The sequence below is a fragment of the Streptomyces sp. NPDC086077 genome, assembly GCF_040686175.1.
Classification (GTDB): domain Bacteria; phylum Actinomycetota; class Actinomycetes; order Streptomycetales; family Streptomycetaceae; genus Streptomyces.
In genome coordinates, this window is record NZ_JBFBJT010000012.1 from 23,657 (window position 1) to 38,054 (window position 14,398).

The window sequence follows — 14,398 nt, forward strand, 5'->3', positions numbered from 1 at the left end:
ATCAGACCGCCCTCATCAGCAGGGTCGCGGCGACGAGAACCGCCGCGCCGCCGAACATCGAGACCGCGTACGACCGCGCGAAGCCGCTCTGCAGCCTGCGCAGCCGACCGGACAGGCCGCCGACCGAGGCCGCCGTGCCGTTGACGACTCCGTCGACCAGGGTGTGGTCGACGTACACCAGGGACCGCGTCAGGTGCTCGCCGCCACGGACCAGGACGACGTGGTTGAAGTCGTCCTGGAGCAGGTCACGGCGGGCGGCCCGGGTGAGCAGCGACCCGCGCGGGGCGACGACCGGGACCGGGCGCCGGCCGTACTGCGCGTACGCGACCGCGACACCGATCACCATCACGGCCACCGTGGACAGCGTGACCGTCAGCGCGCTGACCGGCGGGTGCCCGTGCTCGTAGCCGGTGACCGGCTCCAGCCAGTGCACGAAGCGCTCCCCGATGCTGAAGAACCCACCCGCGAACACCGACCCGAAGGCGAGCACGATCATCGGGATCGTCATGCTCCTGGGCGACTCGTGCGGGTGGGGCTCGTCGTGGGCACCGCGTGTCTCGGCGGCCGGCTCCACGTCCGGCTCGGCCGGGGAGGCCGTAGCGGTGTGCCGCCAGCGCTCCTCGCCGAAGAACGTCATCAGCATCACGCGCGTCATGTAGTACGCCGTGATGGCCGCGCCGAGCAGGGCGCAGGCGCCGAGGATCCAGCCCTCGGTGCCGCCCTTGGCGAACGCCGCCTCGATGATCTTGTCCTTGGAGAAGAAGCCGGACAGGCCCGGGAAGCCGATGATCGCGAGGTAGCCGAGGCCGAAGGTGACGAAGGTGATCGGCATGTACTTGCGCAGGCCGCCGTACTTGCGCATGTCGACCTCGTCGTTCATGCCGTGCATCACCGAACCGGCGCCGAGGAACAGCCCGGCCTTGAAGAAACCGTGCGTCACCAGGTGCATGATCGCGAAGGCGTAGCCGATGGGGCCGAGGCCGGCCGCGAGGACCATGTAGCCGATCTGCGACATGGTCGAGCCGGCCAGCGCCTTCTTGATGTCGTCCTTGGCGCAACCGACGATCGCACCGAACAGGAGCGTGACCGCTCCGACGATCGTGACGACCAGCTGGGCGTCGGGCGCGGCGTTGAACAGGGCTCCGGAGCGGACGATCAGGTACACGCCCGCCGTCACCATCGTCGCGGCGTGGATCAGGGCCGAGACCGGGGTCGGGCCCTCCATCGCGTCCCCGAGCCAGGACTGCAGCGGCACCTGGGCGGACTTGCCGCAGGCGGCGAGCAGCAGCATCAGGCCGATCGCGGTGAGCATGCCCTCGGAGGTGTCGCCCACGAGGCCAGGCTCCTCGTGGCCGCCGAGCACCGGCCCGAACGCGAACGTGCCGAAGGTCGTGAACATCAGCATGATCGCGATCGACAGGCCCATGTCGCCGACGCGGTTGACCAGGAAGGCCTTCTTCGCGGCGGTGGCGGCGCTGGGCTTGTGCTGCCAGAAACCGATCAGCAGGTAGGAGGCGAGACCGACGCCTTCCCAGCCGACGTACAGCAGGAGGTAGTTGTCGGCGAGGACGAGCAGCAGCATCGCCGCGAGGAACAGGTTCAGGTAGCCGAAGAAGCGGCGGCGCCGCTCGTCGTGCTCCATGTACCCGATCGAGTACAGGTGGATCAGCGAGCCGACGCCCGTGATCAGCAGGACGAACGTCATCGACAGCTGGTCGAGCTGGAAGGCGACGTCGGCCTGGAAGCCTTCGACGGGGATCCAGCTGAACAGGTGCTGTGTCAGCGTCCGTTCTTCCGCGCCCTTGCCCAGCAGGTCGGCGAAGAGGACCGCGCCGAGGGCGAAGGAGACGAACGCGAGGACCGTGCCGATCCAGTGGCCGACGGCGTCGAGCCGCCGGCCGCCGCACAGCAGGACGGCCGCTCCGAGCAGGGGCGCCGCGATCAGCAGCGCAATCAGGTTCTCCACTTCAGCGACCCCTTAGAGCTTCATCAGGCTGGCGTCGTCGACCGAGGCCGAGTGGCGGGAGCGGAACAGCGACACGATGATCGCGAGACCGACCACGACCTCCGCCGCGGCGACGACCATGGTGAAGAACGCGATGATCTGGCCGTCGAGATTGCCGTGCATCCGGGAGAAGGCGACGAACGCGAGGTTGCAGGCGTTGAGCATCAGCTCGATGCACATGAACAGCACGATCGCGTTCCGCCGGATCAGCACGCCGGTCGCGCCGATCGTGAACAACAGGGCGGCGAGATAGAGGTAGTAGACGGGGTTCACTTCGACGCCTCCTCGGTCCGCTTGAACGTCGGCGGATCGATCTCGTCCCGCCCCAGCCGCCCCTCCGCGCGCTGTTCGAGAGCCCGCAGGTCGTTGAGCGCCTCGGTGGACACGTCCCGGATCTGTCCGCGCTCGCGCAGCGTCTTGCTGACGGTGAGGTCGGACGGGGTGCCGTCGGGCAGCAGGCCCGCGATGTCCACGGCGTTGTGCCGCGCGTACACACCGGGCGCCGGCAGCGGCGGCAGGTGCTTGCCCTCGCGGACGCGCTCCTCGGCCAGCTCACGCTGGGTCTTGGCGCGCTCCGTGCGCTCACGGTGGGTGAGCACCATGGCGCCGACGGCGGCCGTGATCAGCAGGGCGCCGGTGAGCTCGAACGCGAAGACGTACTTGGTGAAGATGAGGGCGGCGAGGCCCTCCACGTTGCCCCCGGCGTTCGCCTGGCCGAGGCCGTCGAACTCCGTCAGGGACGCGCTGCCGATGCCCCCGACGAGCAGGACGCCGAAGCCGAGGCCACAGATCAGGGCAAGCCAGCGCTGGCCCTTGATGGTCTCCTTCAGGGAGTCCGCCGCGGTGACACCGACCAGCATCACCACGAAGAGGAACAGCATCATGATCGCGCCGGTGTAGACGACGATCTGCACGATGCCCAGGAAGTAGGCACCGTTGGCCAGGTAGAACACCGCCAGGATGATCATGGTGCCGGCCAGGCAGAGCGCGCTGTGCACGGCCTTCTTCATGAAGACGGTGCACAGGGCGCCGATCACCGCGACCGTGCCGAGGATCCAGAACTGGACGGCCTCTCCGGTGGAGGTGGTGTACGCGGCGAGCTGTGCGGTCATCGTCCCACCACCTTCTCCGAGGCGGGTTCTGCGTCACCGAAGGTCGAGGCCGCCTCCTGGGGCGTCTCGCCCTTGGAGAGGGCGACCTGAGGCACCGTGCCGGGCGCGGCCTCCGTCACCAGGCCCCGGTAGTAGTCCTGTTCGTCCATCCCGGGGTAGATGGCGTGCGGTGAGTCGACCATGCCCTCTTCGAGGCCGGCCAGCAGCTGCTCCTTGGTGTAGATGAGGTTGGCGCGGCTGGAGTCGGCGAGCTCGAAGTCGTTCGTCATCGTCAACGCGCGCGTGGGGCACGCCTCGATGCACAGGCCGCACAGGATGCAGCGGGCGTAGTTGATCTGGTACACCCGGCCGTACCGCTCGCCCGGCGAGTAGCGCTCCTCTTCGGTGTTGTCCGCGCCCTCCACGTAGATGGCGTCGGCGGGGCAGGCCCAGGCGCACAGCTCGCAGCCGACGCACTTCTCCAGGCCGTCCGGATGGCGGTTGAGCTGGTGCCGTCCGTGGAACCGTGGGGCCGTGGTCTTCTGCTGCTCCGGGTACTGCTCGGTCAGCCGCTTCTTGAACATGGCCTTGAAGGTCACGCCGAAGCCGGCCACGGGGTTCTGGAAACCGGGCTTGGTCTCCTTGGGTTCCTCAGCCATCGGACGCCTCCTTTCCATCCGTAGATCCGCCCAGAGATCCATCACTCTGAGTATCGGGACCACCACTGACAATCAGCTCCCGCTCACGGCGCGAGCGGCGCCTCGGCACCGGTGGCAGCTCCTGTCCGGGCAGCGGCGGCACCGGGAATCCTCCGGCCATCGGGTCGAACGCGGGCTGCTCGGCGGGCGGCTCCGCCGACTTGGAGCGGTCGCGGAAGAAGTCCACGACGAACGAGAGCAGCAGCAGGGCGAGGACACCGCCACCCACGTAGAGGGCGATGTCGGCGAAGGCGTAGTTCTCGTTCCGCAGCGTCCGCACGGTCGCGACCAGCATCAGCCAGACCACGGAGACCGGGATGAGAACCTTCCAGCCGAGCTTCATCAGCTGGTCGTAGCGGACACGCGGGAGCGTGCCGCGCAGCCAGATGAAGAAGAACAGCAGCAGCTGCACCTTGACGACGAACCAGAGCATCGGCCACCAGCCGTGGTTGGCGCCCTCCCAGAAGGTGCTGACCGGCCAGGGTGCCCGCCAGCCGCCCAGGAAGAGCGTCACGGACACGGCCGAGACGGTCACCATGTTGATGTACTCGGCGAGCATGAACATCGCGAACTTGATCGACGAGTACTCGGTGTTGAACCCGCCGACCAGGTCGCCCTCGGACTCCGGCATGTCGAAGGGGGCGCGGTTGGTCTCGCCGATCATCGTCACGATGTAGATCACGAAGGACACCGGCAGCAGGATCACGAACCAGCGGTCCGCCTGCGCCTCGACGATCGCCGACGTCGACATCGAGCCCGAGTAGAGGAACACCGACGCGAAGGCGGCGCCCATGGCGATCTCGTACGAGATCATCTGCGCGCAGGAGCGCAGACCGCCGAGCAGCGGGTAGGTGGAGCCGGAGCTCCAGCCCGCCAGCACGATGCCGTAGATGCCGACCGAGGCGACCGCGAGGATGTACAGCATCGCGATCGGCAGGTCGGTCAGCTGCATCGTGGTGCGCTGACCGAAGATCGAGATCTCGTTGCCCGCCGGGCCGAACGGGATCACCGCGATCGCCATGAAGGCCGGGATGGCCGCGACGATCGGCGCGAGGATGTACACCGCCTTGTCGGCGCGCTTGACGACGAGATCTTCCTTGAGCATCAGCTTGATGCCGTCGGCGAGCGACTGGAGCATGCCCCAGGGGCCGTGCCGGTTGGGGCCGATGCGCAGCTGCATCCAGGCGACGACCTTGCGCTCCCAAACGATGGAGAACAGCACGGTCACCATCAGGAAGGCGAAGCAGAACACGGCCTTGACGGCGACCAGCCACCACGGGTCGCGGCCGAACATGGAGAGGTCTTCAGCTGCGACGAAGTACGGGCTCATGCCTCCACCTCCTTGGGGGCCTCACCGGCGGGCGTCGCCGGGCCGATGCGGACGAGGGAGCCGGGCAGCGCCCCGCTGTCGGAGGCGACGCCCCCACCCGCGGAGTTCAGCGGCAGCCAGACCACTCGGTCGGGCATCTCGGTGATCTGGAGCGGCAGCTGGACCGTGCCGACGGGGCCGGTCACGGCGAGCACGTCGCCCTCCTTGACCCCCGCCTCGGCGGCCGTGGCGGGCGACAAGCGCGCGCGTGCGGCGTGCCGTGTCCCGGCCAGTGCCTCGTCGCCCTCCTGGAGCCGGCCCTGGTCGAGCAGCAGCCGGTGGCCGGCCAGTACGGCCTCCCCGGCGGCCGGCCGCGGCAGTACGCCCGCGGTTTCCAGCGGCTCGGTGGCCCGCGGCCCGTCCCAGGCACCGAGCCGGTCCAGCTCCGCACGCGCGGTCCGCAGATCCGGCAGCCCGAGGTGTACGTCCATGGCGTCGGCGAGCATCTGCAGGACGCGCGCGTCGGTGGGCGCCAGGCGGCGGCTCATCTGGTCGGGCTTGAGCGCGGCGTCGAAGAAGCGGACCCGGCCCTCCCAGTTGAGGAACGCGCCCGCCTTCTCGGCCACCGCGGCGACCGGCAGGACAACGTCGGCGAGCTCCGTGACCTCACTGGGCCGCAGTTCGAGCGAGACCAGGAAGCCCACCTCGCCGAGCGCCTCACGCGCGCGTGCCGGGTCCGGGAGGTCCGCGACCTCCACACCGGCCACCAGCAGCGCCTGGAGCTCACCGCTCGCGGCGGCCTCGACGATCTGGCCAGTGTCCCGGCCGTAGCGGAGCGGGAGTTCTGCGACGCCCCAGGCGGTCGCGACCTCGTCCCGCGCGCGCGGGTCGGTCGCCGGGCGCCCGCCCGGCAGCAGCGACGGCAGCGCACCCGCCTCGATCGCACCGCGCTCCCCGGCCCGCCGCGGGATCCACACCAGCCGCGCACCGGTGGCGGACGCGGCCCGTACGGCGGCGGTGAGGCCACCGGCCACGCCGGCCAGCCGCTCGCCCACGACGATCACCGCGCCCTCGGCGCGCAGCGCCTCCGCGGCCACCGCACCGTCGTCCTCCAGGCCGACGCCGCTCGCGAGCGCGTCCAGCCATTCGGTCTCGGTGCCGGGCGCGGCGGGCAGCAGCGTGCCGCCTGCCTTCTCCAGACCGCGCGTGCTGTGCGTGGCCAGCGAGAACACCTTCTGGCCGTGCTTGCGCCATGCCTTGCGCAGCCGCAGGAAGACGCCGGGCGCCTCCTCCTCCGACTCGAACCCGGCCAGCAGGACGGCGGGCGCCTTCTCCAGAAGCGTGTACGTGACGCCCGTACCGTCGAGGTCCCGCCCGCGTCCGGCGACCCTCGCGGCGAGGAAGTCGGACTCCTCGCCGCTGTGCACGCGCGCGCGGAAGTCGATGTCGTTGGTGTCCAGCGCCACGCGCGCGAACTTGCTGTACGCGTACGCGTCCTCGACGGTGAGCCGGCCGCCGGTCAGCACGCCGGTGCGGCCACGCGAGGCGAGCAGCCCCTGGGCGGCGATCTGCAACGCCTCCGGCCAGGAGGCGGGCTCCAGCTCACCCTCGGCGTTCCGCAGCAGCGGTGTCTCCAGGCGGTCCTTCACCTGTGCGTACCGGAACGCGAAGCGCCCCTTGTCGCACATCCACTCCTCGTTGACCTCGGGGTCGTTCGCCGCGAGGCGCCGCATGACCTTGCCGCGCCGGTGGTCGGTGCGGGTGGCGCAGCCACCGGAGCAGTGCTCGCAGACGCTCGGCGAGGAGACCAGGTCGAACGGGCGGGAGCGGAACCGGTAGGCCGCCGAGGTGAGCGCGCCGACCGGGCAGATCTGGATCGTGTTGCCGGAGAAGTACGACTCGAAGGGGTCGCCCTCGCCGGTTCCCACCTGCTGCAGCGCGCCGCGCTCCAGCAGCTCGATCATCGGGTCGCCCGCGACCTGGTTGGAGAACCGGGTGCAGCGCGCGCACAGCACACAGCGCTCACGGTCCAGCAGCACCTGCGTGGAGATCGGCACCGGCTTCGCGAAGGTGCGCTTGCGGCCCTCGAACCTGGACTCGGCGTTGCCGTGGGACATCGCCTGGTTCTGCAGGGGGCACTCGCCGCCCTTGTCGCAGACCGGGCAGTCCAGCGGGTGGTTGATGAGCAGCAGCTCCATCACACCGTGCTGCGCCTTCTCGGCGACCGGCGACGTCAGCTGGGTCTTGACCACCATCCCGTCGGTGCAGGTGATGGTGCAGGACGCCATCGGCTTGCGCTGGCCCTCGACGTCGACGATGCACTGGCGGCAGGCACCGACCGGGTCGAGGAGGGGATGGTCGCAGAACCGCGGGATCTCGATGCCGAGTTGCTCGGCGGCCCGGATGACCAGGGTGCCCTTGGGCACGCTGATCTCGGCGCCGTCGATCGTCAGCGTGACGAGGTCTTCCGGCGGAACCGCCGCCTCTCCCCCACCGGAGGGAGCGCTCGTGGTCACAGTCATGCGTTCACCTCCGTACGGTGGTCGGCCCAGGCCGTCGACTTGGCCGGGTCGAACGGGCAGCCACGGCCCGTGATGTGCTCCTCGTACTCGTCGCGGAAGTACTGGAGCGAGGAGAAGATCGGCGAGGCGGCACCGTCACCGAGGGCGCAGAAGGACTTGCCGTTGATGTTGTCGGCGATGTCGGCCAGCTTGTCGAGGTCGCTCATCGCGCCCTTGCCGGCCTCGATGTCCCTCAGCAACTGCACCAGCCAGTAGGTCCCTTCACGGCAGGGCGTGCACTTTCCGCAGGACTCGTGGGCGTAGAACTCGGTCCAGCGGGTCACGGCGCGCACGACGCAGGTCGTCTCGTCGAAGCACTGCAGGGCCTTGGTGCCGAGCATGGAACCCGCGGCGCCCACTCCTTCGTAGTCCAGAGGGACGTCGAGGTGCTCGTCGGTGAGCAACGGGGTCGAGGAGCCGCCCGGCGTCCAGAACTTCAGCCGGTGGCCGGGCCGCATCCCGCCGCTCATGTCGAGGAGCTGGCGCAGCGTGATGCCGAGCGGCGCCTCGTACTGGCCGGGACTCGCGACGTGACCGCTGAGCGAGTAGAGCGTGAAGCCGGGCGACTTCTCGCTCCCCATCGACCTGAACCATTCCTTGCCGTTTTTCAGGATGGCGGGAACTGAGGCGATCGATTCGACGTTATTCACCACAGTCGGGCACGCATAGAGGCCCGCCACGGCAGGAAAGGGGGGACGGAGCCGCGGTTGACCCCGGCGGCCTTCGAGCGAGTCGAGCAGCGCAGTTTCCTCACCGCAGATGTACGCGCCCGCGCCGGCGTGCACCGTGATGTCGAGGTTGAGCCCGCTGCCCAGGATGTTCTCGCCGAGGTAACCCGCCGCGTACGCCTCAGCGACGGCCGAGTGCAACCGCCGCAACACGGGGACGACTTCACCACGCAGATAGATGAAGGCATGCGACGACCTGATGGCGTAACACGCGATGATCATGCCCTCGACGAGGCTGTGCGGGTTCGCGAAGAGGAGCGGGATGTCCTTGCACGTCCCGGGCTCCGATTCGTCGGCGTTGACAACTAGATAGTGCGGCTTTCCATCTCCCTGGGGAATGAACTGCCATTTCATTCCCGTCGGGAATCCCGCGCCACCACGGCCGCGCAGCCCGGATTCCTTGACGTACGCGATGAGGTCGTCGGGCGTCATCGCGAGCGCCTTGCGGAGTCCCTCGTAGCCGTCGTGCCTGCGGTACACGTCCAGCGTCCAGGACCCGTCCTCGTCCCAGAAGGACGACAGCACGGGTGCGAGCAGCTTCTCGGGGCTCGTGTCCTTCAGCTCGGGTGCCAACGTCATCACTCCCCCTCCTCGGCGGTAGGCCCTGCCGGGTGGGAGGGGTCGGACGCCGATGTCTTCTGCGGTGCGTCGTGCGAGCTGAGGTGCTCCGCCGGTGACGGCTCGTGAACGGCGTCCTGCGGTTCCTCGTGCGGGCCGCCCTCCCGCGGATGGACCACGCGCGCGGGTGCGGCCTCTCCCCTGGCCAGGCGGAGGCCCACCAGCGACGCGGGTCCGGCGCCGCCCGTGGCCTCGACGGCCCCGTCCCGCTCGTCGGGGAAGCCCGCCAGGATCCGGGCGGTCTCCTTGAACGTGCACAGCGGCGCACCGCGGGTCGGCTCGACCCGCACTCCCGTGCGCAGGTCGTCCACCAGGCGCTTGGCGCTCTGCACGGTCTGGTTGTCGAAGAACTCCCAGTTGACCATCACGACCGGCGCGAAGTCGCAGGCCGCGTTGCACTCGATGTGCTCCAGGGTGACCTTGCCGTCGTCGGTGGTCTCGCCGTTCCCGACGCCGAGGTGCTCCTGAAGCGCCTCGAAGATCGCGTCACCGCCCATCACGGCACAGAGGGTGTTGGTGCACACACCCACCTGGTAGTCGCCGCTCGGCCTGCGCCGGTACATGGTGTAGAACGTCGCGACCGCGGTGACCTCGGCCGTGGTCAGGCCGAGTACGTCCGCGCAGAACTGCATGCCCGTGCGCGTGACATGGCCCTCCTCCGCCTGCACGAGATGCAGCAGCGGCAGCAGGGCGGACCGGGAGTCGGGGTAGCGGGCGATGACCTCGCGCGCGTCCCCCTCCAGCCGGGCTCGAACGTCGTCCGGGTAGTCGGGCGCGGGCAGTTCCGGCATGCCCAGGCTGACGCCCCGCTCCGAAGAAGAGGTGGTCACCGGTCGACGCCTCCCATCACGGGGTCGATGGACGCGACGGCGACGATGACGTCGGCCACCTGGCCGCCCTCGCACATCGCCGCCATGGCCTGCAGATTGGTGAAGGACGGGTCGCGGAAGTGGACCCGGAAGGGACGGGTGCCGCCGTCGGACACGGCGTGCACTCCCAGCTCGCCCTTGGGCGACTCGACCGCCGTGTACGCCTGTCCCGGCGGCACGCGGAAGCCCTCGGTCACGAGCTTGAAGTGGTGGATCAGGGCCTCCATGGAGGTGCCCATGATCTTCTTGATGTGGTCCAGCGAGTTGCCCAGTCCGTCCGGGCCCAGGGCGAGCTGGGCGGGCCAGGCGATCTTCTTGTCGCCGACCATGACCGGCCCGGGCTGCAGCCGGTCCAGGCACTGCTCGACGATCCTGAGCGACTGGCGCATCTCCTCCAGGCGGATCAGGAAGCGGCCGTAGGCGTCGCAGGTGTCGGCGGTCGGGACCTCGAAGTCGTACGTCTCGTAGCCGCAGTACGGCTGGGACTTGCGCAGGTCGTGCGGCAGGCCGGTCGAGCGAAGGATCGGGCCGGTGGCGCCGAGGGCCATGCAGCCGGCCAGGTCCAGATAGCCGATGTCCTGCATACGGGCCTTGAAGATGGGGTTCCCGGTGGCGAGCTTGTCGTACTCCGGGAGGTTCTTCTTCATCTTCTTCACGAACTCGCGGATCTGGTCCACCGCGCCGGGTGGCAGGTCCTGGGCGAGTCCGCCGGGGCGGATGTACGCGTGGTTCATCCGCAGGCCCGTGATGAGCTCGTAGATGTCGAGAATCATTTCACGATCACGGAATCCGTAGATCATGATCGTGGTGGCGCCGAGCTCCATGCCGCCGGTGGCGATGCACACCAGGTGCGAGGAGAGCCGGTTCAGCTCCATCAGGAGCACCCGGATGATCGTGGCCCGGTCGGGGATCTCGTCCTCGATGCCGAGGAGCTTCTCGACGGCGAGGCAGTAGCCGGTCTCGTTGAAGAAGGACGTCAGGTAATCCATGCGCGTGACGAAGGTGGTGCCCTGCGTCCACGTGCGGAATTCCAGGTTCTTTTCGATTCCGGTGTGCAGATAGCCGATGCCGCACCGGGCCTCGGTGACCGTCTCGCCCTCGATCTCCAGGATCAGGCGGAGCACGCCGTGGGTGGACGGGTGCTGAGGCCCCATGTTGACGACGATGCGCTCGTCGTCGGCGCGGGCCGCGGACTGGACGACCTCGTCCCAGTCGCCACCGGTGACCGTGTAGACGGTGCCCTCGGTGGTCTCACGCGGAGTTGCGTGCTGCGTGCTCATGAGTACGACCTCCGCTGGTCCGGAGCCGGGATCTGGGCGCCCTTGTACTCGACGGGGATGCCGCCGAGGGGGTAGTCCTTGCGCTGCGGGTGGCCCTGCCAGTCGTCCGGCATCATGATCCGCGTCAGGGCCGGGTGACCTTCGAAGACGATCCCGAAGAAGTCGTAGGTCTCGCGCTCGTGCCAGTCGTTGGTGGGATAGACGGCGACCAGCGACGGGATGCGGGGGTCGCTGTCCGGCGCGCTGACCTCGAGGCGGATCAGCCTGTTGTGGGTGATCGAGCGCAGGTGGTAGACGGCGTGCAGCTCGCGGCCCTTGTCGCTGAGGTAGTGGACGCCGCTGACGCCGGTGCACAGCTCGAAGCGCAGGGCCGGGTCGTCGCGCAGGGTGCGGGCGACGCGGACCAGGTGCTCGCGCTCGATGTGGAAGGTGACTTCACCCCGGTCGACGACCGTCTTCTCGATGGCGTTCTCGGGGAGCAGTCCCTGTTCCTCCAGGGCGCCCTCCAGCTCGTCGGCGACCTCGTCGAACCAGCCGCCGTAGGGGCGACTGGCGGGTCCCGGCAGCCGGACCGAGCGGACCAGGCCGCCGTAGCCGGAGGTGTCGCCGCCGTTGTCGGCGCCGAACATGCCGCGCTGGACGCGGATCTCCTCACCGCCCTCGCCGCGCTGGCCGGGGAGGTTGGAGGCGGAGAGGTCCTTCTCGGGGTTGACGCCGTTCGACGCCCCGCTGTCCGCGTCGCTCATCGCAGCAGCCCCTTCATCTCGATCGTGGGCAGTGCCTTGAGCGCCGCTTCCTCCGCCTCCCGGGCCGCCTCCTCGGCGTTCACGCCGAGCTTGGAGCTCTGGATCTTCTGGTGGAGCTTGAGGATGGCGTCCATCAGCATCTCCGGCCGTGGCGGGCAGCCAGGGAGATAGATGTCGACCGGGACGACGTGGTCGACGCCCTGGACGATGGCGTAGTTGTTGAACATGCCGCCGGAGGAGGCGCACACCCCCATGGAGATCACCCACTTGGGGTTCGGCATCTGGTCGTAGACCTGCCGCAGCACCGGCGCCATCTTCTGGCTGACCCGGCCGGCCACGATCATCAGGTCCGCCTGGCGGGGTGACCCGCGGAAGACCTCCATGCCGAACCGGGCCAGGTCGTAGCGTCCCGCGCCGGTGGTCATCATCTCGATGGCACAGCAGGCGAGGCCGAACGTGGCGGGGAAGACGGACGCCTTGCGCACCCAGCCCGCGGCCTGCTCGACGGTGGTCAGCAGGAATCCGCTCGGCAGCTTTTCTTCGAGTCCCATGACTAAAGGCCCCTCAGTCCCATTCCAGGCCGCCGCGCCGCCACACGTACGCGTAGGCGACGAAGACGGTGAGCACGAAGAGCAGCATCTCCACGAGCCCGAACACACCCAGGGCGTCGAAGGTGACGGCCCACGGGTAGAGGAAGACGATCTCGATGTCGAAGACGATGAAGAGCATCGCCGTCAGGTAGTACTTGATGGGGAAGCGCCCGCCGCCGGCCGGCGTGGGGGTCGGCTCGATACCGCACTCATAGGCTTCGAGCTTGGCGCGGTTGTACCGCTTCGGACCGATCAGCGTGGCCATGACCACGGAGAAGATCGCAAAGCCTGCCCCGAGGGCTCCCAGTACGAGGATGGGCGCATACGCGTTCACCGCTCCTCGCTCCTCTCAGTCGGCATTGACTGCTGCGGGTTGCACTGGACTCACTCCCTGCTCACCTGCTCCAGGAGCCCCGCCAGTCCCGGCGAAGATCGAGAACATGTGAAGCAGGTCACAAGCCCAACTGCCTCGCATCCTATGCCTGCCGCTCTGTGATCTGCGACACGGGGTATTGCACAAGCTTTGTGATCTCCACCACCTGATGAACGATCATGAAGTCGGATGATCGGCGATCTTCGCACGTGAGGCGTTCAACTGATCACCAGTGGTGACATTTCCGCTAGTCAGCACAGTTCGGAAGCGGCGTCTCCATATCAAGAGACTTCCCTTGCATGCAAATTGGAGCTGGTCGCCGAGGCCTGGTAGGGGACCTCGTTCACACATCGGAGGGAGGCCGGAACGGGATGTGGACGCGTGCACGCGTTCACGAACTCGAGGGCGTCGGACTCCGTGCACCGGACGCACTGACTCCGGTAACCGTTCCGTGACCTCCGCCACATTCATGAGAGGCGCCTGAGAAGCGGGGTTGGCCATCCGTCCCAACCAGTGGTAGGTGGCGGGCAATTCGGACGTAACGAAGAAAGCCCATGATCACAGGCTTGATGGGCGACGTCCACAATGTCCGTTACGGCGTCAATAAAGGGTGACGCGCCGAGGATTCGGGCCGCCGATTGAACAACTGTGGCGGACCACACGTTCCTTGAAGGTATGGAGGAGCCCCTGATACCGGTTATTCCCATGTCCCACACCGCTCACATACGTAGCCACCGGAAACCCCGCCAGCGCAGCGCCTCGAAGATGGCGATGCGGGCCGGAGTTGCCGGTGGCATCCTCAGCACCGTGGCAGTGGCCGGCGCGTCGGCTTCGGCGAATGCCGCCGAGCCGGTGACGCAGACCATCGAACTGCCCACCCTCACGGCGGACCTGTCCGCACAGGTCGCCCAGTCCGCGGACGCCACGCAGCTGGCGGCCGCGAACTACGAGCTGCAGGCCGAGCGTGACGCGGCCGCCGCCCAGGCCGCCAAGGAGGCCAAGGCCGACCTGGCCGTGGCCAAGAAGAAGGCGGAGGCCCGCAAGAAGGCCGCCGAGGAAGCGCGCCAGGCCGCCGCGGAGCGCGCCGCACGCGATGCCGAGCGGGCCACCCTCTCCACGGCCTCCGGCGCCGACGACACCGTGACCGTGCCGTCCGGCGGCAGCGTCGCGACCGTCATCGGCTTCCTTCAGGCCCAGCTGGGCGACGCCTACGTCATGGGCGCCAGCGGCCCCAACGCCTGGGACTGTTCCAGCCTGGTCCAGGCGGCGTTCAAGCAGGTCGGTGTGGACCTTCCGCGCGTGTCGCAGGACCAGTCGATGGCCGGCACGGACGTCTCCCTGTCGAACCTTCAGGTCGGCGACATCCTGTACTGGGGTGGCAAGGGCTCGGCGTACCACGTGGGTGTGTACATCGGGAACGGCCAGTACCTGGACGCGGCCAACCCCTCGAAGGGCGTCGTCATCCAGGACCTCTCCGGCTACCCGGCGTCGGGTGCGGTGCGCGTGCTCTGACGCGAACCCGCCTCACCA

Annotated in this window: 13 protein-coding genes; 1 reads left to right on the top strand and 12 read right to left on the bottom strand. The window is 68.6% G+C overall.

Annotated elements, in window-relative coordinates; genetic code table 11:
- Position 1: 1 nt before the first annotated feature.
- Genes nuoL through AB0O67_RS05845 form a run of 12 tightly spaced genes read right to left on the bottom strand, consistent with a single transcriptional unit; the run spans position 2 to position 12,829 of the window.
- Positions 2-1,966 carry an NADH-quinone oxidoreductase subunit L gene (gene nuoL, locus AB0O67_RS05790; protein ID WP_365446572.1) on the bottom strand — a complete coding sequence of 655 codons (1,965 nt, stop codon included), beginning with the start codon at positions 1,964-1,966 and terminating at the stop codon, positions 2-4.
- 12 nt (positions 1,967-1,978) lie between these two features.
- Positions 1,979-2,278 carry an NADH-quinone oxidoreductase subunit NuoK gene (gene nuoK / locus AB0O67_RS05795; protein ID WP_141309549.1) on the bottom strand — a complete coding sequence of 100 codons (300 nt, stop codon included), beginning with the start codon at positions 2,276-2,278 and terminating at the stop codon, positions 1,979-1,981.
- The gene (locus AB0O67_RS05800; RefSeq protein WP_365446574.1) at positions 2,275-3,117 is read right to left on the bottom strand and encodes an NADH-quinone oxidoreductase subunit J; all 843 of its coding nucleotides are present in this window, start codon (positions 3,115-3,117) and stop codon (positions 2,275-2,277) included. The genes nuoK and AB0O67_RS05800 overlap by 4 nt, the downstream gene beginning before the upstream one ends.
- Positions 3,114-3,755 carry an NADH-quinone oxidoreductase subunit NuoI gene (nuoI, locus tag AB0O67_RS05805; protein WP_365446575.1) on the bottom strand — a complete coding sequence of 214 codons (642 nt, stop codon included), beginning with the start codon at positions 3,753-3,755 and terminating at the stop codon, positions 3,114-3,116. The genes AB0O67_RS05800 and nuoI overlap by 4 nt, the downstream gene beginning before the upstream one ends.
- Positions 3,748-5,124, bottom strand: a complete 1,377-nt coding sequence (gene nuoH / locus AB0O67_RS05810) for an NADH-quinone oxidoreductase subunit NuoH (protein ID WP_365446577.1) — start codon at positions 5,122-5,124, stop codon at positions 3,748-3,750. The genes nuoI and nuoH overlap by 8 nt, the downstream gene beginning before the upstream one ends.
- Positions 5,121-7,625 (bottom strand): NADH-quinone oxidoreductase subunit G, encoded by a 2,505-nt coding sequence (locus tag AB0O67_RS05815; RefSeq protein WP_365446579.1) that lies wholly within the window; start codon positions 7,623-7,625, stop codon positions 5,121-5,123. Before AB0O67_RS05815 ends, nuoH begins: the two co-directional genes overlap by 4 nt.
- Entirely contained in the window at positions 7,622-8,974 is a 1,353-nt protein-coding gene (gene nuoF / locus AB0O67_RS05820; protein ID WP_365446581.1) for an NADH-quinone oxidoreductase subunit NuoF, read from the bottom strand. The genes AB0O67_RS05815 and nuoF overlap by 4 nt, the downstream gene beginning before the upstream one ends.
- The gene (nuoE, locus tag AB0O67_RS05825) at positions 8,971-9,840 is read right to left on the bottom strand and encodes an NADH-quinone oxidoreductase subunit NuoE (RefSeq protein WP_365446583.1); all 870 of its coding nucleotides are present in this window, start codon (positions 9,838-9,840) and stop codon (positions 8,971-8,973) included. The genes nuoF and nuoE overlap by 4 nt, the downstream gene beginning before the upstream one ends.
- On the bottom strand, positions 9,837-11,159 hold the full coding sequence (locus AB0O67_RS05830; protein WP_365446585.1) for an NADH-quinone oxidoreductase subunit D: 1,323 nt from the start codon (positions 11,157-11,159) through the stop codon (positions 9,837-9,839). Before AB0O67_RS05830 ends, nuoE begins: the two co-directional genes overlap by 4 nt.
- A complete protein-coding gene (locus AB0O67_RS05835) occupies positions 11,156-11,905 on the bottom strand; it encodes an NADH-quinone oxidoreductase subunit C (RefSeq protein WP_365446587.1) in 750 nt (249 codons plus the stop codon). Before AB0O67_RS05835 ends, AB0O67_RS05830 begins: the two co-directional genes overlap by 4 nt.
- The gene (locus AB0O67_RS05840) at positions 11,902-12,456 is read right to left on the bottom strand and encodes an NADH-quinone oxidoreductase subunit B family protein (protein ID WP_030174336.1); all 555 of its coding nucleotides are present in this window, start codon (positions 12,454-12,456) and stop codon (positions 11,902-11,904) included. Before AB0O67_RS05840 ends, AB0O67_RS05835 begins: the two co-directional genes overlap by 4 nt.
- Positions 12,457-12,469: 13 nt before the next feature.
- Positions 12,470-12,829: an NADH-quinone oxidoreductase subunit A gene (locus tag AB0O67_RS05845; protein ID WP_007383963.1), complete on the bottom strand. Its 360-nt coding sequence runs from the start codon at positions 12,827-12,829 to the stop codon at positions 12,470-12,472.
- 714 nt (positions 12,830-13,543) lie between these two features.
- Here AB0O67_RS05845 and AB0O67_RS05850 point away from each other — a divergent pair.
- On the top strand, positions 13,544-14,380 hold the full coding sequence (locus tag AB0O67_RS05850) for a C40 family peptidase (protein WP_365446590.1): 837 nt from the start codon (positions 13,544-13,546) through the stop codon (positions 14,378-14,380).
- Positions 14,381-14,398: the final 18 nt, after the last annotated feature.